This is a genomic window from Streptomyces sp. NPDC002076 (assembly GCF_053593835.1).
Genome location: NZ_JBSFDI010000012.1, coordinates 11864 through 34749, shown reverse-complemented (window position 1 = coordinate 34749; position 22886 = coordinate 11864). Strand labels below are relative to the sequence as shown.

The following is a 22886-nucleotide window of genomic DNA, read 5'->3' as shown; positions in this document are numbered from 1 at the left end:
GCTCGGCATCGGGGGAGTGTCTTTGGCGACTCTCTCCGAGTGCCCTGCATCCGTGGGAAACAACGACTGGAATCCGGACAGAATTCCCAACCCGCCCCCCAATTTTTCTGATCATGCAGTACCCTGTCCGCCACTCAGGGAGGCGAGATGCCGACGGAACGCACAGAGGTGCAGGTCAGGCCGGGAGTCGAGGGAGATCTCGACGCTCTCACGGCGATCTACAACCACTATGTACGTGAGACGGCCATCACTTTCGATACCGCGATCTTCACTCCGGAAGAGCGCCGCCCTTGGCTGCTCTCCCACCCGGAAGACGGCCCGCACCGGCTGATGGTTGCCACGAATCCGGACTCTCAGGAGATTCTGGGGTACGCCACATCCAGCCCTTACCGGCCGAAACCCGCGTACGTCACGTCGGTGGAGACCTCGGTGTACGTCGCCCCGGGCACCGGCCGGCGCGGCATCGGCACGCTGCTCTACGAGGCCCTGTTCAAGGCGCTGGCCGACGAGGACGTGCACCGCGCCTACGCCGGGATCGCCCAGCCCAACCAGGCCTCCGAGCGGCTCCACGCCCGCTTCGGCTTCCGCCATGTCGGCACGTACCGCGAGGTCGGCCGCAAGTTCGGCCGCTACTGGGACGTGGCCTGGTACGAGAAGGAGCTGTAGCCCGGCGGGCACCCGCGCCCCGGCAAGGGCCGGCACCTTACCCGAACTGCACCGACCGCTTCGCCATTCCCATCCAGAACCCGTCGATCACCGACTTCTGCGCGTCCAGCTCGCCGCCCGCCTCCGCCGCGCCCATGGTGACGAAGAGCGGGGCGAAGTGTTCGGTGCGCGGGTGGGCGTACCGGCCGGCCGGGGCCTTGTCCAGGAAGTCCAGCAGGGCGTCCCAGTCACGGGCCTGAAGGGCGCGGCGGCCCCAGTCGTCGAACTCGGAGGACCAACTGGGCACGCCGCTGCCCGCGTAGCGCAGGGCGGCGAGGTTGTGGGTGAAGAAGCCGGAGCCGACGATCAGCACCCCCTCGTCACGCAGCGGGGCGAGCCTGCGGCCGATGTCCATCAGGCGCACCGGGTCGAGTGTGGGCATGGAGATCTGCAGGACGGGGATGTCGGCGGCCGGGAACATCTCGACGAGGGGGACGTAGGCGCCGTGGTCGAGGCCGCGGTCGGGGATGTCCTGGACGGGGGTGCCGGGGGCGCGCAGCAGCTTGCGGACGGACTCGGCGAGCTCGGGGGCGCCGGGGGCGGCGTACTGGACCCGGTAGTAGTGCTCGGGGAAGCCCCAGAAGTCGTAGACGAGCGGGACGGTCTCCACGGCGCCCAGCGCGAGCGGGGCCTCCTCCCAGTGGGCGGAGACCATGAGGATCGCCTTGGGGCGGGGCAGGTCCGCGGACCAGGCGGCGAGCTGGCCGGGCCAGACGGGGTCGTCGGCGAGCGGCGGGGCGCCATGGCTGAGGTACAGGGCGGGCATGCGCTCCGGGCTGCTGGTGGACATGGCGGCGACTCCCAGGGACTACCAGTTTGCTTTAAGTCTCAAGTTCCAGCCCAACCGTACGCCCGACTTGTTCAAGATTCAAGGAGATGCCTCGTACAGTGGACTGCATGAACACGGCATCCGACTCGGCCGCACAGCCCCGCTGGCTCAGCGACGGGGAACAGCGCGTCTGGCGCGCCTATCTGCACGCCACCACCCTGCTGGAGGACCACCTCGACCGGCAGCTGCAGCGCGACGCGGGCATGCCGCACATCTACTACGGCCTGCTCGTGGGCCTCGCCGAGGCACCGCGCCGCCGGCTGCGGATGACCGAGCTGGCCATGCAGGCGAAGATCACCCGTTCCCGGCTGTCGCACGCGATCGCACGGCTGGAGAAGAACGGCTGGGTGCGCCGTGAGGACTGCCCCTCCGACAAGCGCGGCCAGTTCGCGGTGCTCACGGACGAGGGCGCGGAGGTGCTGAAGCGCACCGCGCCGGGGCATGTGGCCGCCGTACGGCAGGCGATGTTCGAGCGGCTCAGCCCGGAACAGCAGAAGGCCCTCGGCGAGATCATGGAGATCATCGCCGAGGGCCTCCAGCCCGATGAAGCGGGTGCGGACCTGCCCTGGCTCCGCTAGATCAGCGCACGGCCACGCGCCGTACGGCCGGTCAGTGGGCCACCACCGGCACCGGCACCTCGTCCTCCACGCCCTCGCCGGAGATCACCTCGGTGGTGCCCGGCCGTCCGGCGTTGACGAAGGTGAAGGCGATCAGGGCGGCGAGCCCCAGGATGCCGACGGCGAACCAGATCGCCGAGGTGTAGCCGTGCACCATGCCCTGGAGGCCGACCAGCTGCTGCTGCGGCTTGGTGGCCGCACCGGCGATGTGGTCCTTGATGTACGACGTCTTCGCCGACGCGGCGATGGTGTTCAGCAGGGCGGTGCCGATCGCGCCGCCCACCTGCTGCGAGGTGTTGACCATCGCGGAGGCGACACCGGCGTCCCGGGGCTCGACGCCCTGGGTGGCCAGGGACATCGCCGGCATGAACGCCGTACCCATGCCGAGGCCGAGCAGCAGCATCGCGGGCAGCAGCAGCATGCCGTACGAGGAGTCGATCTTCAGCTGGGTCAGCAGCAGCATGCCGACGCCGGCGACCAGGAAGCCGGGGCCCATCAGCAGCCGGGGCGCGACCCGGGTCATCAGGCGGGTGCCGATCTGGGTGGACCCCGTGATCATGCCCGCGATCATCGGCAGGAAGGCGAAGCCGGTCTTGACCGGCGAGTAGCCCTTCACGACCTGCAGGTAGTAGGTCAGGAAGAGGAACAGGCCGAACATACCGATGATGGCGAGACCGAGGGAGAGGTAGATGCCGCCGCGGTTGCGGTTGCTGACCACGCGCAGCGGCAGCAGCGGAGCCTTGACCCGGGACTCGACGACCACGAAGGCGAGCAGCAGCACCGCGGAGGCGACGAACATCGAGACGGTCAGGGAGTCGCCCCAGCCGTCGGACTCGGCGCGCGTGAAGCCGTACACGAGCGCGACCAGGCCCAGGGTGGACAGGATCACGCCGGGGATGTCGAGCGGGGAGCGGTTGCGGCCGCCCTCGGGCTCACGGATGACGAAGTAGGCGCCGGCCGCGGCGACGATGGCGAACGGGACGTTCACGAAGAAGGTCCAGCGCCAGTTCAGGTACTCGGTGAGGAAACCGCCGAGGATCAGGCCGACGGCACCGCCGCCGCCCGCGATGGCGCCGTAGATGCCGAACGCCTTGGCGCGCTCGCGGGCGTCGGTGAACATCACGGCGAGCAGCGACAGCGCGGCCGGGGCGAGCAGCGCGCCGAAGACGCCCTGGAGGGCGCGGGCGCCGAACATCATCGGGCCGGTGGTGGCGGCACCGCCCAGCGCGGAGGCGAGGGCGAAGCCGGCCAGGCCGGTGACGAAGGCGCGCTTGCGGCCCCACTTGTCGGCGATCCGGCCGCCGAAGAGCAGCAGACCGCCGAAGGCGAGGGCGTAGGCCGTGACGACCCACTGCCGGTTGCCGTCGGATATGCCGAGGTCGCTCTGGGCGGAGGGGAGGGCGATGTTCACGATGGTGGCGTCGAGGACGACCATCAGCTGGGCGAGCGCGATGAAGACGAGCGCCTTCCAGCGGTTGGCGTCGCCGCCGCGTGCGGCGACGCCGGTCGGCGCGGCGGCGCCGGGAGCCTTTCGGGCTGTTTCGGACATGGAGGTACCCACTTCGGGACTTCGTGACGGAACGTGACGGAAAACGTGCGAGAAAGATCGAGAAAAGAGGTGGTAGGACGAAAAAACGGAAGCTCGGAGTGTGGTCGTCGACGGTGACGGCCGGGGCGCCGGGTGTGTGCCGGCCTACGGGTGGACTGGGATCGGGAGCCGAACTAATCGGTCAGGACGCGCGCAGCTCCTTGATGGTCACGGCCGTGCCCGGCAGGGCGGAGCGGGCGGGCGCCCGCAGGCCGTCGAGGAACAGCTGGAGGTGGCGGTGGATGAAGCGGTCGCCGTGCAGGCAGTCCGTGCCGGCCGGGGGCCGGCTCAGCTGGGCCACCACGATCATCAGGTCGCCGACGCCGACGTCGGCCCGGAGCTGTCCGGCCGCCTTGGCCCGGCCCATGACCTCCTCGATGAGCCGCTCGACGCGCTCGCGGGAGGCCTCCAGGTCGGGGTGGTGCTTGTCGAAGCTGCTGGCGATCATCGGGCACAGCGCGCTGATCCGCTCGTCGGCGGAGACGTGCACGAAGTGCTCCAGGGCGGCGAAGGCGTCCCCGGTCTCGGCGAGGGCCACCTCGGCCGCCTCGGCCGTACGGTCCATCACGGAGCAGACGACCTCGCGGACGAGTGCCTCGCGGTCGGGGAAGTTGCGGTACACCGTGGCGTTGCCGACGCCGGCCCGGCGGGCGATCTCGTCGAGCGGCACGTCCGGACCGTGCTCGACGAACATCTCCCGGGCCGCGGTGACGATCCGCTCCCGGTTGCGCACGGCGTCGGCGCGGGGCCGGGGCACCTTGCGCACTTCGGGGGTGGTCGCGGTCGGCACGGCGTACTCCTCGGGGCGTTGGAGGCGATCCGGGGAAGCAGTCCCCGTTTTCGCTCGGACACAGGACTAAACGGGGAGACGTTCCCCGGTTATTTCCCGAGCACGAAAAGAACCGCTGTGACCTGAGACACACTCACCTCTCGCCGGGATTCACCCTCGTGCGGCCCGGCATTCCCACGATCGGTCTCCTCCAGCGCGCGCCCCCGCACCCCACCGACACAGGGTGAGCGCAAGGGTGCAGCCGGAGACCGGTGGCTGCCGTGGAGCGAAGGGTCCATGCATGCAGCCGCAGCCGCCCCGCCACATATCCCTTGCCCCCGCGGGAGCCCCCCGGGCCGGCGCAGGGACAAGCCGGGGTGGCGCAGAGGCCCACCGGGGTGGCTTTGACCGCGAAGTGCGCCCGCGCGTCCGCCGGCGCATACGCCCGCGCCGGGTGGCTGCTCTCGCCGTGGTGACCGCGCTGACCCTGACCGTCAGCACCTCGGCCGGGACCGGACACCTGATGGCGCCCACCACCGCCGGGCCCATCGGCACGGCCCGTTCCACCTGCACGGTCCAGGGCGGGGCCGACGTGGAGATGACCGAGGGCATGCCCACCCCGCACGGCTACGCCCACTCCACGGGCACGCTCCACGCCCTGACCCTGATGGTCGACTTCTCCGACGCGCCCGGGCAGGGCAAGGCCATGGACCGCTTCCACGAGTTCTTCCCGCAGACCCAGGAGTGGTTCCGCACCGCGTCGTACGGCCGCCTCGACTACCGGCCGGAGACACCGATCACCACCTGGCTGCGGATGCCCAGGCCCTTCAAGGGGTACGGCATAGAGCGCGGCGCGCCCTTCGACCCCGGCTACCGGCAGCTGGTGCAGGACCTCGTGGCCGCGGCCGACCCCAAGGTGGACTTCCGCGCGTACGACATCCTCAACGTCCTGATCACCCCCAACGCCGGCCCCACCGCCCTGGACACGGTCCTGTCCGTGACCTTCGCCGGCAACGGCGACGCCCCGGTCGCCGACGGCGTCCCCGTCGCCAACGCGTCCTTCATCTACTCCCGGCAGGACGACGGCTCCGGCTCCTACTCCCGCACCGGCTACCGGGTGCTGCCGCACGAGAACAGCCACACCTTCGGCCTGCCCGACCTGTACACACAGGAGGGCGGAGGCGCGGTCGGGCACTGGGACATCATGAGCGAGGACTGGGGTGCCTCCAACGATCTGCTCGGCTGGCACAAGTGGAAGCTGGGCTGGCTGGACGGCTCCCAGGTGGGCTGCGTGGCGGCACGGGGCACCGTCGAGTACGACCTGACACCGCTGTACAAGCCGGGCGGCGGAAAGCTGGTCCTCGTCCCCCTCGACACGCGGAGTGCGTACGCCCTGGAGGTACGGGAGCAGGGCGGCAACGACGAGGTGGTGTGCCGTCCGGGTGTCCTGATCTACAAGGTCGACGGCACGATCGACACCGGACGCGGACCGGTCACGGTCCAGGACAGCCACCCCGGCAGCGGCGGCTGCACCCGCAGCCCCAACGTCCAGGCAGAACTCTCCGACGCCCCCTTCTCCCCCGGCGAGACCTTCAAGGACCGCCGCCATGGCATCACCGTCCAGGTGATCAGCAGGGACGAGGACGGCGAGTACCGGCTGCGGGTGACACGTCAGTAGGGGCGCTCGGGGCCCGCTTCGGGCAACGGCGCGCCGAGCGGCGGTTTACCGTAGGCGTGCCCGAACGCCGTACCGGAGAGCCGATGCCCGCGAAGACCGCACTGGATGCCGACGCCCGTGTCGAAGCGGGGGAAGCCGTCGGGCCGTTGCTGCGCGGGGTCGGGGTGTTGCGGCGGCTGACCGAGGCGGGCGGCACGCTGAGTCCCAGCGCACTGGAGCGGGCCACCGGCCTCGCCCGCTCCACGGTCGACCGCATCACCGCGACCCTCTCCCGCATGGACTACGTCCGCCTGGACGGCCGGGACGTGATCCTGGCCCCCCGCGCGATGGAACTGGGCAACGCCTACCTGGCCGCCCTCCGCCTGCCCGCACTGCTCGGCGCCCACGCCGACGCCCTCGCCGACGAGCTGGACGAGTCCGTCTCGCTCGCGGTCGCCGACCTCGACGGCATCCGCTTCATCCACCAGGCCACCCGCCGCCGCGCGATGTCCGTGAGCTTCCGCATCGGCGACCTGCTCCCGGCCGAACGCACCGCGCCGGGCCCGCTGTTCGCGACCGAGTGGACCGAGCCGGACTGGACCCGCTGGCGCGCCCGCCGCGCGGCGGACCCGACGGACGCGACGTTCCCCGCCGTACCGCCGAGGCAACCGCCCGCCGACGATTCAACCTTCCCGGCACGGGTGGAGCGGGCGCGCCGGGACGGCTGGGCGGTGGACGACCAGCTGATCGAACCGGGCCTGGTCGCGGTCTCCGTGCCCGTACGGCACCCGGACACCGGCCGCCTGGCCTGCGTGGCGAGCGTGGTCAGCCACACCAGCCGCCACTCGGCGACCGACCTGCGCACCACTCTCCTCCCCCGCCTTCGTACGGCGGTGACGGCGATGGAGTCCGCCCTGCGCACGGCACCGCCGCCCGAGCCGGGGCCGCCCCCCGCGGGCCTCGCGACCTGGACGACGGCGTCCAAGCACCAGCTGGGCCGGGACTTCGTGGAGTCCCTGGCGCGCGGGCTGACCGTGCCGGCCGCCTTCGGCGAGGGCCGCTCGGCGCTGTCCCTGAGCGAGGTGGCACGGGCGACCGGCCTGGCCCGGGCCACGGCCCGCCGCGCGCTGCTCACCCACGAACAGCTGGGCCTGGTGTGCGCGCACCCCGACCGCACCTTCGCCCTGACCCCCCGCGTCCTCGACCTCGGCTTCCCGCCCCTGTCCCGCACCACGCTCCCCCGCCTGGCCGAGCCCCACCTGCGCCTTCTCGCGGAGCGGCTGCACGAGCCGACGGCGCTGGCGGTGCTGACGCCCGACGGCACGGAGATCCAGTACACGGCCGGAGCAGGCGCGAGCCGCGTCCTCACGGTCCACATCACCGTCGGCGCGCGCCTCCCCGCCGCGCAGACCTCTCTCGGCCGCGTCCTCCTGGCGGACACCACAACCCCCCTCCCCCCGCCCCTCGCCGAGGTCCGCGCCCAGGGCTACGCCCTGGTCGACGAGGAACTGGAGTCGGGCCTGCGCTCCATCGCGGTACCGCTGCGGGACCGGGCCGGCCGGGCGGTCGCCGCCCTGAACGTCGCCACCCACGCGGCCCGCCGCACCCTGGACGACTGCGTCCAGGAGATCCTCCCCGCCCTCCGCACCACCGCGGCCCAGATCGAGTCGGACCTCCACACCGCCTCCCGCTTCACCCACATCCCCGCATCCTGACCCCACGCCCCCGGCCCGCCGTACGGCGACGACCCACCCGCTACACTGTCGCTCGGTGGCTCGTCGCCACCGCTCGAGCAACGCCTTCTTGCCTTCGTAGCTCAGGGGATAGAGCACCGCTCTCCTAAAGCGGGTGTCGCAGGTTCGAATCCTGCCGGGGGCACAGAGAAACACCAGGTCAGGAGCCCTTCCGTCCAGCGGACGGGAGGGCTCCTGCGCTTGCAGCACACATATGGCACACATGCCGTGCGCGCGGATGGTGGGGAGCTGTGCAGGATGCCCGTCAAGGATGAGCTGGCCCGGCGCCGGCACGAGAAGCTGATCGACCGGCTTGAATCAATGATGCGGGCGGCCCTGAAGCCGCAGTTCAAGGGCTACCACGGGCAGCTGATCCTGAGCGGCGACGATCTTGCGGAGCTGGGCGACCTCAAGGACGTCCGGCGTGCCGCTCGGGAAGCGGGGCGTCGTCTCGACTGGAAGACGACCACCCGTCTCGTCGGTGACCGGCTCTTCGTGCTGGACGAGCGGGAGGTACCTGAGGAGATCGAGCGGCTGGCCGGCGATGAGGCCGCCGCTGCGATCGACCGAGCTCGGCAGGAGGGCCAGCGACCGCGCTGACCTGATCCGGGAGACGAGAGGGGCCGCCCCACCGCATCAGCGTGGTGGGGCGGCCTCTTCGGTTACGGCTCCCCGGCACGGATCAGGCACACATCACGCGGCATCGTCCTCCAGGGCGGCCACCGCCTGGGCTGCCTCGCGAGCCTTCCGCTCTGCCTTCTCCAGCTTGGCCTTCGCCTTGGCCAGCTGCTTGGCACGGCGCTTGTGCATCTTCTTCGAGACCTCGTCCAGGCGGTCCGGGAAGAGGTGGCCATACGTGTCCAACGTCAGGGTCGCGGACTTGTGGCCCAGCATCGTCTGTACGACGTTGACGTCCGCGCCGCTTGCGATGGCGAGCGAGGCCGCCGTGTGCCGCAGCTTGTGCGGGGTGACCTTGGGGTGCCCCAGCCCAGCCTTCACGACCGCCGGCGCGAAGAAGCGCTGACGGAAGTTCCGGGCCCGCAGCGGGCCGCCCTGAGGGGCGGTGAAGAGCAACTCCTCATCTGCCCGGCCCTGGACGTGGGGCTTCAACTCCTCTGCCAGGAACCGCGGGATCGGTACCGACCGGCGCTCGTGGTTCTTGGGGGTGTCGAGGTAGAGCTTGCCGTTGTCCTCGGCGTACGCCTCGACGATGTGCGCTCGGCAGGCGTCCAGGTCCACGCGGCCCACCTTCAGCGCGGACGCCTCGCCCCAGCGCAGGCCGGTGTAGGCCAGCAGCAGGATGAAAACCCGGTAGGTGCCCGACGCGTTGGCCAGCGCGTCGACCTGCATGTCGTCGAGGTACACATGGTCGGCCGGCGCCGCCTTCGGCAGAGGCACGCCGACAGCCGGGTTGACCGCCAGACGACGGGCCTTGACCGCGTAGCCGAGAACGCGGCTGAGGACGACGTACGCCTTGCGGACCGAACGAGGGCTGAGCTTCCTGCCGCCGGTTGCCTCGCCGGACAACAGGTCCGCGAGCCACACGGCGATGTCCTCGAACTGGATGCGGTCCAGCGGAGTGGTGCCCCACCTGGGGATCACGTGGACGTCTAGAACGCCGCGATAGCGGCCCTGGGTCGAACGCTTGAGATGGATCTGCGCGGCCAGCCAGGACTCCGCCACCTCTGCGAACTTCACGCGTGCGGCTGCCGGATCACGATAGGAGCCGTCGTTGAGACGGGACTCCATCCTTGTCCGCTCCGCCTCGGCGTCGACCTTGCGGGCGAAGGTCTTCATCTTCGGCTTGCCGTCGGGGTCGTACCAGCGGACTCGGTAGCGCCCGGGTGGCGTACGGCCCGCCCTCTTGGCATCAGCTACGGCACGTGCGTACGCCGCGTGCCCTATGCGGTCCTCAATCCAGACCCGCGCCAACTAGCACCCCCTCCGGTCATCACTGGACACCGACGGGAGCGGCAGGAGCAGGGTCGTGGGAGGAACACCGAGCGCGGTGGCGATGGCGACGAGGTCGTCGATATCGCATCGTCGGTGGGCGCGTTCGGTGCGGCTGAGGGCGGTGTTGGACATCGGTCGGCCCAGCGCGGTGCAGCGGGCGGCGAGTTGGTGCTGGGTCAGGCCGCGCACGAGGCGTAGGTGCTCGATGGCGCGGGCGGTGTGGAGGCCGGCGGGGCCTATTTCGACAGGTCGGGTTGCCATGACAGGTAGCTGTAACTTGCATCCGGCCCCCATGGCAAGAGTTGGTTCTTAAACTCTACAAAGGTCACCCGGGGGCGAAGTGGTGTTCGTCTCGTCGAATTCCGGTACCTCACAAGCAATTTCATGGGGGAGGCCATGCTATCTTCCCTTTGCGTCACGGCGATGGGTGATTTGAGCGCCTATCAGCCGCATTATCCGATGGGCTGACCGCGCCACTGATGACTGCTGGGCGCCATCTCTGAGCTGCGGATGTGCCGGATTCCGACCCCTCTGCCAGCCGTTGCGCCACAGAAAAATTGCAGGCTCTGCGGGAGCGATTTCGGCAACCGGGGATCCACCCTTACTGTTTGGTCTCCCCGGCCACGCCGAGAGAAGTAGTACAGAGTTTCAGAACTAACTCTGGACTTTTCCCTGGGCGGTGTGGCTGTGTTGTCCAAGCCCGTTGTGCAAGACCGAAAAGGAGCCCTGTGCCGAAGACCTCTCCCCGTAACACCAACGCCCCTGCCACCGCCGCGGCTGCCCAGCGCGGCCCGCTGGCCACCCCTGCGGAGGTCGCCGCCTACCTCGGGGTGCCGGTGAAGACCCTCTACCAGTGGAAGTACCGGGGCATCGGCCCCAACGTGCACAAGGTCGGCCGTCATCTGCGCTACCGCTGGCACGAGGTGGACGCCTGGCTGAACACCCAGGCCACGTACGACCTCGCGGTCTGACGCCACCCTTTCAGGGACAGCGAAACGGCTCTCGGCGAGCCACCGCCGAGAGCCGCACAGTCCCTGCCCCATCGCCCCTGAATGACCGATCCGATGGGCCGGGCTTTGCCCGTCCGGCCCACCAGGGAGGAACGCCTGTGGACGAACCTACGTCCTCCACCACCCCCACCGCATCCCCGAAGCCCACCTGGCCGCCCGTCACCGTCCCCGGCCAGGCAGCCCCCGCATTGCCCGAACCCTCGCCCACCGAGGATGAGGAGCCGCCCCAGGTCCCAGAGGGCGCCGCCCTGCTGGACGAGCTGCGGGAAGCCATCGCCCGGTACGTGATCCTGCCCAGCAGCGAGGCACTGACCGCCGTCACGCTGTGGGTCGCGGCCACGCACATCCAGCCCGCCCTCCAGCACGCGCCCCGCCTCGCGGTGGTCGGACCGGCGAAACGGTGTGGCAAGTCCCGCCTGCTGGATGTGATCACGGAGACCGTGCGCGAGCCGCTGATCACGGTCAACACCAGCCCGGCGGTCGTCTTCCGCGCCATCGGCGATGACCCGCCCACCCTGCTGGTGGACGAGGCCGACACCATCTTCGGCAGCATCAAGGCCGCCGAGAAGAACGAGGAGCTGCGCGGCCTGCTCAACGCTGGCCACCAGCGCAACCGGCCCGCCCTGCGCATCTCCGGCCCGGAGCACAAGCCGCAGGCGTTCCCCACCTTCGCCATGGCAGTGCTCGCCGGCATCGGGGATCTACCGGACACGGTCATGGACCGGGCGGTGGTGATCCGCATGCAGCGCCGCAAGGACGGTGAGCGGGTGGAGCAGTTCCGCTCCCGCCGCGACATCCCAGCCCTGCACGGCTTGCGCGACCGGCTGACCGCCTGGCTGCGCCCCCTGATGGACACCGCAGCGGACCTGGTACCGCCGATGCCGGTGCAGGACCGGGCGGCAGACACCTGGGAACCGCTCGTCATCGTCGCGGAGCTGGCAGGCGGCACCTGGCCCGAGCAGGCCCGCGCCGCGTGTGCAGCCATGTGCGCGGCCGAGGCAGGCAAGGACGACGAGTCGAACCTGAAGACCCGCCTGCTGCAGGACATTCAGCGCGCCTTCGCACGCTGCGGTGATCCCGACATCATGCGCACCCGGGACCTGCTGGACGAACTCCTCAAGGATCAGGAGGCGCCGTGGGCCGAGTACGGCACCGCCGGTCTGAGCCCACGCCACCTGGGCATCCTCCTCAAGGACTTCGACATCAAGGCCGCCACCCACCGCTTCGAAGGTGGTCGGCAGGCCAAGGGCTTCGCCCGCCTCCGCTTCGCCGACGCTTGGGCCCGCTACTGCCCCCAGGAGCCGACGCCCGACAGCGGCGACGAGAGCACCGCTCCCGGTCCGGGCCTGCACCCGTAAAGACTCGTCGCACTCGTCGCGTCGCAGGTCATCCCCGCGACGAGTGTCGTCGCCGTGACGAGTCCACTCGTATCACGCCGACCTTCCGTACCTGCTCTGACCAGGCACGCGACGAGTGCGACGAGACCGCACCACCTCCCACCAGCCTCACCCTGTGCCCATGGCACCCGCTCCCCGCCTGGAGTACCCCGCTTGCCTTCACGCACCGCCCAAGCCCCCGTGCCGGTACTGACCGCAACGATCCGCCTTGGGGTCGCCCTGGTCGGCACGATCGGCTTCGCCCTCTCCTACGACGCTCTGCGGCAGATGGCCGTCGCCATCCACGTCCGCGGAATCCTCACGTACGCCTTCCCCCTGGTGATCGACGGTTTCATCGCCATCGGCGTCGCCGCCCTGCTCATCCTGCGCACCGCCCCTTGGCGGTCTCGGCTGTACGTCTGGGCACTCGTCGGCCTCGCCACGATCACCAGCATCTGGGCGAACGCCCTGCACGCCGTCCGTCTCAACCAGCAGGCTCACACGGCCGGGTTCCACTTGGACGACGTCACCGTCGGCGCACTGTCAGCCATCGCCCCACTCGCCCTGGCCGGCGCCGTCCACCTCGACCTCGTCATCCGCCGCCACCCCACACCCACGCCCAGGAGAGCTCGGGCACAAAGAGCCACAACGTCCCCCGCCACAGCCACAACGGCACCGTCAACACCCAGCAGCACGCCTCTGTCGAAGACGACACCTCGCTGTCGAAGCAGGCGCAGAGCGTGCTCGATGTGGCCGAGCGCCCAGACGTGGCGAGGGAAGCCGCCAAGGTGCCTCAGGCCCAAGAGCCGCTCGCCAAGCTGAAGGGCCACGAGAACGACCCCACCTTGTACGAGCTCCTCACCATCGCCCGCACCGCTCCCCTGGGGCGTGGAGGCCGCGCTTCACGCCGCAACATTGAGGCGGCCATTCGAGCCGCTGGGTATCGCATCGGCAAGGACCGCCTGACCCAGCTCAAGGACCGGGCGCAGGCCGAACTCGACCAGGCCGTCAGTCAGCGGCAGACCGAGCCCGGCAAGGAACCTGCTGGCGCCTCCTGAACCCGCAGCAGCGTCCACCACCTCTCGCACTCGACTCGTCGCACTCGTCCCCGTGCCGACCGGCGCGAGGACGAGTGACCGACACGAAGCACCACGAGTCAGTTCGGCATCACCGCCCGCCAACACCCACGGAGAACTACTCAATGGACCACCCGCACAACGAACTACCCACCAGCCAGGAGCAGATGACCAACACCGCCAGCAGCACAGCAAGGTATGACGTTGGACCGTCCAAGGGCCGGTCCGACGCGAACACCTCCGCCCCGGGGGTGGCGGAGGACCTCGGGCACCAGGGGGTGCCCGAGCCGGAGACGCCCGCCGAGGCGGCCGAGGCGTCGCCCGCCGCCTCCGGCGACGAAGTCACCCTGCGTCGCATCGCTCGCCGCCGTGCCCGCGAGGACGTCCAGCGCAAAAAGCGTGTCGACGTCCGCTACAGCGTCGACGAGAAGATCCGGATCCTTACCTGCGCCCGTGAAATGGGCATCGCCGGCGCCCACCTCGTCGGCGCCGTAATCATGGCCTACCTCGACGGCGACCTCACCGTGGGCCTGACCGGACAGCGCACCCAACTCGACGACTGCCTCGACAAGCTCGACGCCCTGCGGGCCGAGGTCGCCCGCATCGGCAACAACGTCAACCAGATCGCCCACCGTCTCAACGCCGGAGGCGACCCACACCCTGTGGACACCGCCGTCCTCGCCCAGAGCGAGCGCACCCTGGACACCGTCCGCGCCGCCATCAGCGACATCGCGCAGACCATGAACCACGCCGTCTCCGCGAAGGCGGCCCGGTGATCGCCAAGATCAGCAGCGGCAAGGACACCGCCGGCCTGATCCGGTACCTGTTCGACACGAAGAAAGCCAAGGACCACACCGACCCGCACCTGATCGCCTCCTGGGACGGCTTCGCACCCGACCCCGGCCGCGCCGACGACTTCGACGCCACAAAGAAGCGCCTCGTGGCCGACATCGACCTGCGGGTCAAACAGGCCCGCCGACTGGGCCGGGCGCCCGAGCGGCACGTGTGGCACTGCTCGGTACGTGCCGCCCCCGGCGACCGGCACCTCACCGACGCCGAGTGGGCCGACATCGCGCGCCGCATTGTGGCGGCCACCGGCATCGCGCCACAAGATGACCCCGACGGGTGCCGGTGGGTCGCCGTACGCCACGCCGACGACCACATCCACATCGCCGCCACCAAGGTCCGCGGTGACCTGCGCACCGCCCGCCACTGGAACGACTACCTGACCGCCGACAAAGAACTCGCCGCCATCGAAAAGGAATACGGCCTCCAGCAGGTCGTGCGCGGCGACCGCACCGCCGCCAAGCGCCCCACCCGCGCCGAGACGGAGAAGGCTCGCCGTGCTGGCAAGACCAAGACCTCGCGCGAGCGCCTGCGCACCACCGTCCGCCAACTGGTGTCCATCGCCACCACTACCGAGGAGTTCCTCAACCTCCTCGACGGCGTCGAGGGTGTGCTCGTCGACGTCCAGTACTTCCCCTCCGGCGACGTGCGCGGGTACAAGGTCGCCGTGGAAGGCGACACCAACGCCGCTGGCGAGCCGATCTGGTTCTCCGGCGCCAAACTCGCCCCCGACCTGTCCTTCCCCAAGATCCGCGAACGCCTCACCGCCATCGAGGCTCCGCCCGCAGCGGAGCCGGGAAGCCGGCGCAGGCCCAACCCCTGGTACCAGGCCACCGCCGCGGCCGAGCGCATCCCCCACCATCTCGACCACGGTGACGACGCGGCAGCCCAGGCCCACATCGCGGCCTTCGGCGAAGCCATCGACGTCCTGCCGCTGCTCGCCCCCAGCCACCTGCGGCCACAGCTGCAACAGGCCGCCACAGCGTTCGAACGCGCCACCCGCTCCCGCATCCGCGCCCAGCAGGACCAGGCACGCGCCCTCCGGGGCGCCGTCCGCGCGCTGCGCACCGCGCCGGTCACCGGTGACGGGTCCGGGCTGGCGATGTTCCTCGACATCGCCGTGCTCGTCATCGTCGCCACAGCCCGCTGGCACCAGGCCCGCCAGCACGACCAGCAGGTCGCCGCCGCCCACCAGACCCTGGTCCACCTGCAGGCCGTCTACCAACAGGCTGCTGCCGAGCCGCTGGCCGCCCTGGCCCAGCGCCAACCACCGGCCCGCACCATGGAACGGCACGCCCAGCGGATCCTCGTGATCGTGCCCGAACACGCTCAGCAGGTCCTTGACGACCCCGGCTGGCCGGCACTGGCCGCAGCCCTGACCGAAGCGGAGACCGCCGGCCACGATCCCGAGCTGCTCCTCCAGCATGCTGCCCGCCAGCGCACCCTGGACGACGCCCGCTCCACCGCCGGGACCCTCACCTGGCGCATCCAACGCCTCGCCGCCCGGCAGGCCCCCAGCGCCCGAGCACGAGCCGCCCAAGCCCGCACGAGCGTTGCAGCACGAACGGCACAGCGTGGCCAGACCCCACCGAGCCCTTCGCAGCCTGGGCCTGCGGCACCTTCTCGACACCGGTAATTCCGGCACTGACGGCCTCGCTCGCGCGAGGCCGTCAGCGGGAGGAAGGCACCTGTCCCGTTCACCCCCGGGTTTCCCACACCGCTGACACCACATAACGGGCACTGGCCGGTCCAGGACGGGCGCGTCGCGCGTGCGGAGTGCTTCGGCCGCCAGCGGCCCCGCCCAGGGCCTGCGGCCCCCGCGCGACCCGGACGTCGGCCGACGTCGACGACGAGGACACCGAGGACTGACCGGCCGGGCCGTGGCCAGCTGGTGCAGCGGCCCCACGGCTTGGCGTACGGGCCGCCGCACGAGCTGCGCGAGGCGGTGCTGTCGTCGCAGGCCAGTGGGGAGGAAGGTGGAGGGCATGGGCGTTGATCGAGGCGACAAGGCGCTGCTGGACCGTCTGACACTGCTGGCGGATGCCCAGGCGGCGCTGGCCAGCACGCTGGACGTGCTGGAGGGGCTGCGGCGGGCGTGCCGGGTGCTGACCGGGCGGCTGTGGGATTGGTGCACGGTTGACCTGCTGGACGAGGGCGGCCGGCTGGAGCGGGCCGTCGTGGTCCACCGCACCCCCGAGGCGCTGGGTCCGGGCGGCTACGAGGGGCCGCTGCCGCCGGTACCGGAGGGCGACGGTGGACCGCTGCCGCAGGTACTGCGGGGGCGGGGCCCCTGCTGCTCGCCGACATCCTTCCGCCCAGCCGGGCGGAGAACCCGCTGCACGCCCGGCAGCTGGAGTTGTTCGAGCAGTTGGGTGCGCGCAGTGCTGTCATCGTCCCGCTGCGGTCCCGCCGCGAGGTCCTCGGCGCCCTGACCGTGGCCCGCACCGATGCCGACCATCCCTTCACCGAAGACGATCTCCCGCCGATCGAGGACCTGGTGCGCGGTCTGGCGCTGCAGGTCGACAACGCGCGGCTGTACCAGCAGACCCGGCACATCGCCGAGCGCTTCCAACGTGCCCTGCTGCCCGAGCTGCCGCAGGTCGAACCCCTTCAGATCACCGCCCGCTACACCCCCGCGCGGGCCATCGCCCAGGTCGGCGGTGACTGGTACGACGCCTTCGTCCTCCCACAGGGCGACACGGTCCTGGCCATCGGCGACGTCACCGGCCACGACCTGCAGGCGGCCATCGCCATGAGTGCCCTGCGCAACATGCTGCGCGGTATCGCCGTGGACCGCCAAGAGCCCCCCGGTGAGGTCCTGCGCCGCCTGGACATCGCCAGCCACACGCTGATCCAGGAGACGACCGCGACGTGCATCTACGGCCTGGTCAAAGGCCCTTCCAAGGAGGGCGGCCCCTGGGTCCTGCACCATTCCTGTGCCGGGCACCTGCCGCCGTTGCTGACCACCGCCGCGGGCGACACCCGCTATCTGGAGACGGGCGCGGGACTGCTGATCGGCATGGATCCCGACCACCGGCGGCCGACCGCCATCGACGAGCTGCCCGCCCACTCCACCGTGCTGCTGTACACCGACGGACTGATCGAACGCCGCGGCGAATCCCTCTCCCACGGGCTGACCCGGCTGCGCCAGCACACCGCCGCCCTCGCCCGCGAACCCCTGGACGTCTTCTGCGACGAACTGCTGAGGGGGCTTGGCGCCGACAGCACCGACGACATCGCCCTGCTTGCCCTGCGCCCCACCCCGCTGGCCAGCACCTGATCCGGCCGACGCGCGGGCCAGGTGCCGCACTGGTCGTTTCGAGTACCAGACCCTCCTGCCCGCCGATGTGAAGTCGGACGAGGTCAGCGCGACCCTGCACGAGGGCGTGCTGCCGTGCGACGGCGGTTCGGCCATTCGGCGGGCGTGGCGTTGGCAGGCCGGTCCCCGGTGGCCAGCATGGGCGCATGGTGGAACACACGACAGTCGTGCACGGCATCACCCGGGACAGAACGCATCGGGGAGGGTGGGTCGAGCACGAGCCGACCGGGCGCGCAGTGGTGCAGTGCGCCTGCGGCCTGGACAGCGGCATCGTGGCGGAGGCCCAGGCAGTGCAGATCGCCGACGATCACCGCCGGAGGGCTGCGGAAGCCCGCAGTGCTCTGGGCTGCTTGGCCGGCACCGATGCGGATTGTGCTGAACCTGCCCATGGCGGTGCCGGATGCTTTCCCTGCGCTGCGAGTTGACGCCAGGTCAGGCAGCTTCGGGCGTCACGTAGCCGTGGGCGACGTCGCGGCGTTCGGCGGGGGCCTGGCGGCCGGTGCGGCGGGCCCAGGCTCCGGGCGCCGTCGCCCAGTTGCGAGCCGAGGGCCACGACATCCGGGACGAGGACGTCGCGCGGCTGTCCCCGCTCAAGCACAAGAACCTCAACGTGCTGGGCCGTTACAGCTTCACCGCCTCCGTCCCCGCCGGCGGGGGCCTGCGCCCGCTGCGCGACCCGGACGCGCCAGGGTTCGACGAGGACGAGGACGGTATGGAGAGCTGACCCGGGCGCCGGTCAGCTGCCGCAGGCGCATCCGGCGGCGGCCTTGGCCTGGGCCGGGGTCTGTGCCGGGTCGACGGCCTGCTCGTCGGGGGTGCAGCAGGCGGTGGTGCCGCAGCAGGCGTCCGGGGAGGTGTCGGCCTTCTGAAGGGTGTCGGCGTCGGCCTTGACCACGTACACCTCCCACGGCTCCTTGCCCGGCCCGGTCACCCACACCTTGTCCTGCAGCGCGTAGCAGCAGGAGGTGTCGTTCTCCTCGAAGGTGGCCAGACCTGCTTCCTTCAGCCGGGTCGTGGCGGCGTTGACGTCCTCGGTGGAGGCGACCTCGACGCCGAGGTGGTCCAGGCGGGTGTCCTCACCGGTCTCGCCTTCGATGAGGACAAGCTTGAGCGGGGGCTCGGTGATGGCGAAGTTGGCGTAGCCCTCGCGGCGCTTGGCGGGCTCGGTGTTGAACAGCTTGGAGTAGAAGGCGATCGAGCCTTCGAGGTCGGCGACGCGCAGGGCGAGCTGAACGCGGGACATGGCGGTCTCCCATCCGAGAACGGCTGTTTCGACGTCTGTCGATACAGCTGACCTTGCCATCGGATTAGATGCCTGTCAACATAGAAGAATGTCGAAACACGCTGATCTGCCGGCGCTCGGCCAGGACGAGGCGGTGTGCTGCGCGCCGATGGTCCGCGAGCCGTTGGGTGAGGAAGCCGCGGCCGAGTTGTCGCGGATGTTCAAGGCGCTGTCGGACCCCATCCGGCTGCGGCTGCTGTCGCTGATCGCCTCGCACGAGGGTGGCGAGGCGTGCGTGTGCGACCTCACCGGCCCGTTCGACGTCTCCCAGCCCACCATTTCCCACCATCTGAAGGTGCTGAGGGAAGCCGGGCTGGTGGGCTCGGAGCGGCGCGCGACCTGGGTGTACTACTGGGTGCTGCCCGAGGCTCTGGCGAAGCTGTCCGCTCTGCTCCAGACCCCTGCCGTGTCCGCGAAGGTGTCGGCGTGAGCGCGGCGGCGCCGCTGGCCAGGCGGGCGGCCGCCGAGGGGATCGGCACGGCCGCTCTGGTCGCGGTGGTCGTCGGGTCCGGCATCCAGTCCACCGAACTGACCCGCGACGTCGGTGTGCAGCTGCTGGCCAACTCCCTGGCCACCGTCTTCGGTCTCGGCGTGCTGATCGCCCTGCTCGGCCCGGTGTCGGGGGCGCACTTCAACCCGGCGGTCACCCTCGCCGCCTGGTTCACCGGTCGCCGGACGGGCGAGGCTCCCGCCCTGCGGGACGTCGCAGCGTATGTGCCCGCCCAGATCGCGGGGGCGGTTGCGGGAGCGGCGCTCGCCGACGCCATGTTCGGCAAGCCACTGGTGCACTTCTCCACCCACGACCGGTCCGCCGGCCACCTGTGGCTGGGCGAGGTGGTGGCCACCGCCGGGCTGGTCTGGCTCATCTTCGGCCTGGCCCGCGCAGGCCGCGCGCACTTGGCGCCGGTCGCGGTCGCCTCCTACATCGGCGCGGCGTACTGGTTCACCTCCTCCACCTCCTTCGCCAATCCGGCCGTCACGATCGGCCGGGCGTTCACCGACACCTTCGCCGGTATCGCCCCCGCGTCCGTGGTGCCGTTCCTCGCCGCCCAGCTGGCCGGCGCCGCCGCCGGTCTGGGCCTGGCCGCCATCTGCTTCGGCCGCCCGGCCACCGTGAACGAGGACGACATCGCCGTTCCCCATGGCGAGCAGCAGCCCGCTGGTCTGCCCCGTCCCACCGAAGAAAGCGCCCTGACCTGATGAGCACCTCCGCCGTTCCCTCCGTGCTGTTCGTCTGCGTGCACAACGCCGGCCGTTCCCAGATGGGCGCCGCCTTCCTCACCCACCTCGGCGGCGACCGCGTGCAGGTCCGTTCGGCCGGGTCCGCCCCGGCGGACACGGTGAACCCGGCCGTGGTGGACGCCATGCAGGAGGTCGGTATCGACATCTCCGCCGAGACGCCCAAGGTCCTCACCGTGGAAGCGGTCCAGTCCTCCGACGTGGTGATCACCATGGGCTGCGGCGACGCCTGCCCGTACTTCCCCGGCAAGCGGTACCTGGACTGGAAGCTGGACGACCCTGCCGGGCAGGGCGTCGCGGCGGTCCGCCCCATCCGCGACGAGATCGAGCGGCGCATCCGCGGTCTGCTCGCCGAACTCGGCATCGAGGCGGCGGCGTGAGAGCCCCCGCCACCGGTGTGCGGATCACGCCGATGCAGCCCGAGCACGCCGCACAGGTCCTGGCGATCTACCAGCTGGGCATCGACGAGGGCGACGCCACCTTCGAGACCACCGCCCCGACCTGGGAGGCGTTCGACGGTGCCAAGCTGCCCGACCACCGCCTGGTCGCCCTGGACGAGGGTGACCAGGTTCTGGGGTGGGCCGCCGTCGTGCCGGTCTCCGACAGGTGCGCGTACGCCGGCGTCACCGAGCACTCCGTCTACGTCCACCCCGACGCCCGCGGCCGCGGGGTGGGCCTGGCCCTGCTGACCGCCCTGCTCGCCTCCACCGACGCCGCCGGGATCTGGACGGTGCAGTCCGGCATCTTCCCCGAGAACACCGCCAGCCTCGCCCTCCACGAGCGGGCTGGGTTCCGCGTCATCGGCACCCGCGAGCGCATCGGCCGCCACCACGGCACATGGCGCGACGTCGTCCTCGTCGAACGTCGAAGCCCCACCGTGAACTGAACGTCACGGGTATCGCGGACGGTGATTCTCATAAATGACCGGTTGCGAGAGTTCTGCGAGAAGCCCGGAGCCGATCACGTTTCCCCAGGTCGCGAGGTGATCACAGCGGCCCGTCCCCGGTGAAGGACCGTGTCACCGCACCGTGCTGACCAGAGGCTCCAGCAACTCCAGCGCTTCCTCCCAGCGGAAGCGCTCCGCCGCACCGCCGGCCCTCGGCCGGTGCGGCTCGCACGAGCCGATCAGGACACCCATCCCACGCAGCCGGTCAAGGCTCTGCTGATAGGCGGGGTGAGCGGCCTGGGCGGAGTTCAGGTACGGCAGGGCCGCCGTCGGGAGGCCCATGCCGTACGCCTCGCACAGGATGCCCAGCGCCAGGGTGTCGGATATCCCGGCGGCCCACTTATTGATCGTGTTGAAGGTGGCCGGGGCGACCGCGATGGCGTCCGCGGGCGGCAGAGGGCGAGGGTCCCCCGGCGAGCGCCAAGCGGAGCGGATCGGGTACCCGGTCTGTGCCTCGATCGCCTTGGCGTCGATGAAGCCGAGTCCCTGTGGTGTGGCGATGACGCCGACGTTCCAGTTCGCCTCCTGGGCCGCGGTGATGAGCTTGCCGACGTCACGGGCAACACCTGCCGCGCACACGACGACGTACAGGAAGGGCTTCTTGTCCGGGGCGGTCGGCTCGGTCACGCGGGGACTCCCAGTTGGCGGCTGAAGTGGTGCAGTTCCGGCAGGGTACGTCGACGGTCCCGGGCGGCCATGTCGGCTACCAGGTTGCGGACGTCGGGGCGGCGGATGTCCTGGGCGGCGCAGGTCTCGGCGATCCGCAGGGCCTGGTAGCCGTCGGCGAGGCGGCCTTGCTGGCTGTAGGCGCGGGCCGCCTCCACCCACAGGGCGGCGCGGCGCTCGGGGACCGGGATGTGCCGGCGCATGAGGGGCCGGGCCGCCTGGAGCGCGAGGCCGGCATCGCCGAAGGCCACCAGGGCACTGAGTTCGTGCAGGGCGACATTGGTCGGACTGAAGGTGGCCCAGGCGTCGGGCTTGTCCAGAGTGACGTACCGGGAGACTTCCTTCGCCTCGGTGAGGAATTCCTTGGTGGCGGCGCGATCACCGCGGCTGCTGGCCGCGGTCACGCCGCGCAGGAGCAGCAGTCCTACGGCAGCGAGGTACTTCGGGGAACGCCGGTCGTAGGAACCGGTGAGCTGGTCGGCGGTGTGCCGGACCAGGGTGACAGCTTCGGTGGCGTGCTTCTCGCGGACCAGGACATGGGCCTGGACACGAACGCTGGAGGCGAGGACCACCGGATTCCCCGAGCGTTCGGCTTCGGCCATCGCCCGTCCGACGGCGAGCCACGCGTTGCCCTGATCGTGCTGCTTGAGGAGCAGGCTGGTCGCGGTCTGGTACGCCGTGGCCAGCAGCCCGGACGCGGTATCCCTGTCCGTCGCATCACCGGCGGCCATTCGCAGATCGGTGATCAGGCCCGGGAGGGTGCGCTCCAGCTCCGTGTAGTGACAGGTGTGGAAGAGCCTGAGCGCTGCCCCGACTCGTTCGTACAACACGGTGGTGTCCTGTGGGCCACCAGCGCCTGCAGGGCCGGGACCGGGCAGGAGGGCCTGAACGAGGGCGGTGTGCGAGGCCGCAGAGCCGGCCGGGGTCGCGAGCGCCGCGATGCTCGCGGCGAGGAAGGAGCGGCGGTGCATGTCATCAGCTTCTGGATCGGCGACGGAGGCGTCCTGAGTGAAGGCTAGGCCCAACTCATCTGGCGGGATGTTCAGTTCCTGCGCGACGGCACGTAGTACGCGGATGTCCTCCGTGCCGCGACCGCTCTCCAGACGGCTCACCTTGGACTGGTGATACCCGAGCGCTGCGGCCACGTCGTGCTGTGAACGCCGCTGTAACACCCGTGCCCGACGGATCCGTTCTCCGATCCGTCTCGCTTCCCCATACGCATCGGCCATCTGCCACGGCTCCCTCCGCCGTCGCTGATCCTGCCTGCTCAATCGA

At 70.7% G+C, this 22886-nt stretch carries 23 protein-coding genes, 1 tRNA gene and 2 pseudogenes; 18 read left to right on the top strand and 8 right to left on the bottom strand.

The window, feature by feature from the left end:
• Nucleotides 1–147: 147 nt before the first annotated feature.
• Nucleotides 148–666: an N-acetyltransferase family protein gene (locus ACWCQS_RS24890; RefSeq protein WP_451006498.1), complete on the top strand. Its 519-nt coding sequence runs from the start codon at nucleotides 148–150 to the stop codon at nucleotides 664–666.
• A gap of 37 nt (nucleotides 667–703) precedes the next feature.
• On the opposite strand, the gene ACWCQS_RS24885 is transcribed toward ACWCQS_RS24890, so the two are convergent.
• Nucleotides 704–1495, bottom strand: a complete 792-nt coding sequence (locus ACWCQS_RS24885) for a dioxygenase family protein (RefSeq protein ID WP_451006497.1) — start codon at nucleotides 1493–1495, stop codon at nucleotides 704–706.
• 107 nt (nucleotides 1496–1602) lie between these two features.
• Between ACWCQS_RS24885 and ACWCQS_RS24880 the strand changes: the two genes are divergently transcribed.
• Entirely contained in the window at nucleotides 1603–2112 is a 510-nt protein-coding gene (locus ACWCQS_RS24880; protein ID WP_451006496.1) for a MarR family winged helix-turn-helix transcriptional regulator, read from the top strand.
• A 31-nt stretch (nucleotides 2113–2143) separates the two neighbouring features.
• Here ACWCQS_RS24880 and ACWCQS_RS24875 read toward each other — a convergent pair whose 3' ends face one another.
• Together ACWCQS_RS24875 and ACWCQS_RS24870 are read right to left on the bottom strand one after the other, a co-directional pair.
• Nucleotides 2144–3700, bottom strand: a complete 1557-nt coding sequence (locus ACWCQS_RS24875; RefSeq protein WP_451006495.1) for an MFS transporter — start codon at nucleotides 3698–3700, stop codon at nucleotides 2144–2146.
• 181 nt (nucleotides 3701–3881) lie between these two features.
• A complete protein-coding gene (locus ACWCQS_RS24870) occupies nucleotides 3882–4529 on the bottom strand; it encodes a TetR/AcrR family transcriptional regulator (protein WP_451006494.1) in 648 nt (215 codons plus the stop codon).
• A 433-nt stretch (nucleotides 4530–4962) separates the two neighbouring features.
• Between ACWCQS_RS24870 and ACWCQS_RS24865 the strand changes: the two genes are divergently transcribed.
• The 4 genes from ACWCQS_RS24865 (at nucleotide 4963) to ACWCQS_RS24850 (ending at nucleotide 8498) form a co-directional block, all read left to right on the top strand.
• The gene (locus ACWCQS_RS24865) at nucleotides 4963–6186 is read left to right on the top strand and encodes a M6 family metalloprotease domain-containing protein (protein ID WP_451006493.1); all 1224 of its coding nucleotides are present in this window, start codon (nucleotides 4963–4965) and stop codon (nucleotides 6184–6186) included.
• A gap of 83 nt (nucleotides 6187–6269) precedes the next feature.
• Entirely contained in the window at nucleotides 6270–7880 is a 1611-nt protein-coding gene (locus tag ACWCQS_RS24860; protein ID WP_451006492.1) for an IclR family transcriptional regulator domain-containing protein, read from the top strand.
• 90 nt (nucleotides 7881–7970) lie between these two features.
• Nucleotides 7971–8043 (top strand) — tRNA-Arg (locus ACWCQS_RS24855).
• 113 nt (nucleotides 8044–8156) lie between these two features.
• Nucleotides 8157–8498, top strand: a complete 342-nt coding sequence (locus ACWCQS_RS24850) for a hypothetical protein (RefSeq protein WP_451006491.1) — start codon at nucleotides 8157–8159, stop codon at nucleotides 8496–8498.
• Between the two features lie 93 nt (nucleotides 8499–8591).
• Here the strand turns inward: ACWCQS_RS24850 and ACWCQS_RS24845 are convergent, their stop codons facing one another.
• Nucleotides 8592–9830: a tyrosine-type recombinase/integrase gene (locus ACWCQS_RS24845; RefSeq protein ID WP_451006490.1), complete on the bottom strand. Its 1239-nt coding sequence runs from the start codon at nucleotides 9828–9830 to the stop codon at nucleotides 8592–8594.
• Nucleotides 9831–10112 carry a helix-turn-helix domain-containing protein gene (locus ACWCQS_RS24840; RefSeq protein WP_451006489.1) on the bottom strand — a complete coding sequence of 94 codons (282 nt, stop codon included), beginning with the start codon at nucleotides 10110–10112 and terminating at the stop codon, nucleotides 9831–9833.
• Nucleotides 10113–10579: 467 nt separating this feature from the next.
• On the opposite strand from ACWCQS_RS24840, the gene ACWCQS_RS24835 reads away from it, so the two are divergent.
• The 8 genes and pseudogenes from ACWCQS_RS24835 to ACWCQS_RS24800 all read left to right on the top strand — a co-directional run.
• Nucleotides 10580–10822 carry a helix-turn-helix transcriptional regulator gene (locus ACWCQS_RS24835; protein ID WP_451006488.1) on the top strand — a complete coding sequence of 81 codons (243 nt, stop codon included), beginning with the start codon at nucleotides 10580–10582 and terminating at the stop codon, nucleotides 10820–10822.
• Nucleotides 10823–10959: 137 nt separating this feature from the next.
• Nucleotides 10960–12219 (top strand): DUF3631 domain-containing protein, encoded by a 1260-nt coding sequence (locus ACWCQS_RS24830; RefSeq protein WP_451006487.1) that lies wholly within the window; start codon nucleotides 10960–10962, stop codon nucleotides 12217–12219.
• A gap of 192 nt (nucleotides 12220–12411) precedes the next feature.
• Nucleotides 12412–13295: pseudogene (locus ACWCQS_RS24825) on the top strand (DUF2637 domain-containing protein).
• A 143-nt stretch (nucleotides 13296–13438) separates the two neighbouring features.
• Nucleotides 13439–14089 carry a MobC family plasmid mobilization relaxosome protein gene (locus ACWCQS_RS24820; protein WP_451006486.1) on the top strand — a complete coding sequence of 217 codons (651 nt, stop codon included), beginning with the start codon at nucleotides 13439–13441 and terminating at the stop codon, nucleotides 14087–14089.
• Nucleotides 14086–15795: a relaxase/mobilization nuclease domain-containing protein gene (locus ACWCQS_RS24815; protein WP_451006485.1), complete on the top strand. Its 1710-nt coding sequence runs from the start codon at nucleotides 14086–14088 to the stop codon at nucleotides 15793–15795. The genes ACWCQS_RS24820 and ACWCQS_RS24815 overlap by 4 nt, the downstream gene beginning before the upstream one ends.
• A 349-nt stretch (nucleotides 15796–16144) precedes the next feature.
• Nucleotides 16145–16591, top strand: coding sequence for a hypothetical protein (locus ACWCQS_RS24810; RefSeq protein WP_451006484.1), 447 nt, complete (start codon nucleotides 16145–16147; stop codon nucleotides 16589–16591).
• A complete protein-coding gene (locus ACWCQS_RS24805) occupies nucleotides 16495–17439 on the top strand; it encodes a PP2C family protein-serine/threonine phosphatase (RefSeq protein ID WP_451006676.1) in 945 nt (314 codons plus the stop codon). The genes ACWCQS_RS24810 and ACWCQS_RS24805 overlap by 97 nt, the downstream gene beginning before the upstream one ends.
• A 562-nt stretch (nucleotides 17440–18001) precedes the next feature.
• A pseudogene (locus ACWCQS_RS24800) lies at nucleotides 18002–18202 on the top strand (Tn3 family transposase); the annotation flags it as partial.
• A 12-nt stretch (nucleotides 18203–18214) separates the two neighbouring features.
• Here ACWCQS_RS24800 and ACWCQS_RS24795 read toward each other — a convergent pair.
• The gene (locus ACWCQS_RS24795) at nucleotides 18215–18721 is read right to left on the bottom strand and encodes an ArsI/CadI family heavy metal resistance metalloenzyme (RefSeq protein WP_451006483.1); all 507 of its coding nucleotides are present in this window, start codon (nucleotides 18719–18721) and stop codon (nucleotides 18215–18217) included.
• A gap of 88 nt (nucleotides 18722–18809) precedes the next feature.
• On the opposite strand from ACWCQS_RS24795, the gene ACWCQS_RS24790 reads away from it, so the two are divergent.
• Genes ACWCQS_RS24790 through ACWCQS_RS24775 form a run of 4 tightly spaced genes read left to right on the top strand, consistent with a single transcriptional unit; the run spans nucleotide 18810 to nucleotide 20885 of the window.
• Nucleotides 18810–19190 (top strand): ArsR/SmtB family transcription factor, encoded by a 381-nt coding sequence (locus tag ACWCQS_RS24790; protein WP_451006482.1) that lies wholly within the window; start codon nucleotides 18810–18812, stop codon nucleotides 19188–19190.
• Entirely contained in the window at nucleotides 19187–19960 is a 774-nt protein-coding gene (locus tag ACWCQS_RS24785) for an aquaporin (protein WP_451006481.1), read from the top strand. The genes ACWCQS_RS24790 and ACWCQS_RS24785 overlap by 4 nt, the downstream gene beginning before the upstream one ends.
• Nucleotides 19960–20379, top strand: coding sequence for an arsenate reductase ArsC (locus ACWCQS_RS24780; RefSeq protein WP_451006480.1), 420 nt, complete (start codon nucleotides 19960–19962; stop codon nucleotides 20377–20379). The genes ACWCQS_RS24785 and ACWCQS_RS24780 overlap by 1 nt, the downstream gene beginning before the upstream one ends.
• Before the next feature lie 32 nt (nucleotides 20380–20411).
• Entirely contained in the window at nucleotides 20412–20885 is a 474-nt protein-coding gene (locus tag ACWCQS_RS24775) for an N-acetyltransferase family protein (RefSeq protein WP_451006675.1), read from the top strand.
• A gap of 132 nt (nucleotides 20886–21017) precedes the next feature.
• On the opposite strand, the gene ACWCQS_RS24770 is transcribed toward ACWCQS_RS24775, so the two are convergent.
• A complete protein-coding gene (locus ACWCQS_RS24770) occupies nucleotides 21018–21572 on the bottom strand; it encodes a flavoprotein (RefSeq protein WP_451006479.1) in 555 nt (184 codons plus the stop codon).
• Nucleotides 21569–22840, bottom strand: a complete 1272-nt coding sequence (locus ACWCQS_RS24765; RefSeq protein WP_451006478.1) for a helix-turn-helix domain-containing protein — start codon at nucleotides 22838–22840, stop codon at nucleotides 21569–21571. The genes ACWCQS_RS24770 and ACWCQS_RS24765 overlap by 4 nt, the downstream gene beginning before the upstream one ends.
• Between the last annotated feature and the right edge of the window lie 46 nt (nucleotides 22841–22886).

What these genes read in the sequence shown, in the direction of transcription:
- ACWCQS_RS24890 (WP_451006498.1), top strand. Translation starts at nt 148, where the DNA reads ATGCCGACGGAACGCACAGAGGTGCAGGTCAGGCCGGGAGTCGAGGGA.
- ACWCQS_RS24765 (WP_451006478.1), bottom strand. Translation starts at nt 22,840, where the DNA reads ATGGCCGATGCGTATGGGGAAGCGAGACGGATCGGAGAACGGATCCGT.
- ACWCQS_RS24850 (WP_451006491.1), top strand. Translation starts at nt 8,157, where the DNA reads ATGCCCGTCAAGGATGAGCTGGCCCGGCGCCGGCACGAGAAGCTGATC.
- ACWCQS_RS24810 (WP_451006484.1), top strand. Translation starts at nt 16,145, where the DNA reads ATGGGCGTTGATCGAGGCGACAAGGCGCTGCTGGACCGTCTGACACTG.
- ACWCQS_RS24790 (WP_451006482.1), top strand. Translation starts at nt 18,810, where the DNA reads ATGTCGAAACACGCTGATCTGCCGGCGCTCGGCCAGGACGAGGCGGTG.
- ACWCQS_RS24885 (WP_451006497.1), bottom strand. Translation starts at nt 1,495, where the DNA reads ATGTCCACCAGCAGCCCGGAGCGCATGCCCGCCCTGTACCTCAGCCAT.
- ACWCQS_RS24820 (WP_451006486.1), top strand. Translation starts at nt 13,439, where the DNA reads ATGGACCACCCGCACAACGAACTACCCACCAGCCAGGAGCAGATGACC.
- ACWCQS_RS24880 (WP_451006496.1), top strand. Translation starts at nt 1,603, where the DNA reads ATGAACACGGCATCCGACTCGGCCGCACAGCCCCGCTGGCTCAGCGAC.
- ACWCQS_RS24875 (WP_451006495.1), bottom strand. Translation starts at nt 3,700, where the DNA reads ATGTCCGAAACAGCCCGAAAGGCTCCCGGCGCCGCCGCGCCGACCGGC.
- ACWCQS_RS24795 (WP_451006483.1), bottom strand. Translation starts at nt 18,721, where the DNA reads ATGTCCCGCGTTCAGCTCGCCCTGCGCGTCGCCGACCTCGAAGGCTCG.
- ACWCQS_RS24775 (WP_451006675.1), top strand. Translation starts at nt 20,412, where the DNA reads ATGCAGCCCGAGCACGCCGCACAGGTCCTGGCGATCTACCAGCTGGGC.
- ACWCQS_RS24780 (WP_451006480.1), top strand. Translation starts at nt 19,960, where the DNA reads ATGAGCACCTCCGCCGTTCCCTCCGTGCTGTTCGTCTGCGTGCACAAC.
- ACWCQS_RS24860 (WP_451006492.1), top strand. Translation starts at nt 6,270, where the DNA reads ATGCCCGCGAAGACCGCACTGGATGCCGACGCCCGTGTCGAAGCGGGG.
- ACWCQS_RS24840 (WP_451006489.1), bottom strand. Translation starts at nt 10,112, where the DNA reads ATGGCAACCCGACCTGTCGAAATAGGCCCCGCCGGCCTCCACACCGCC.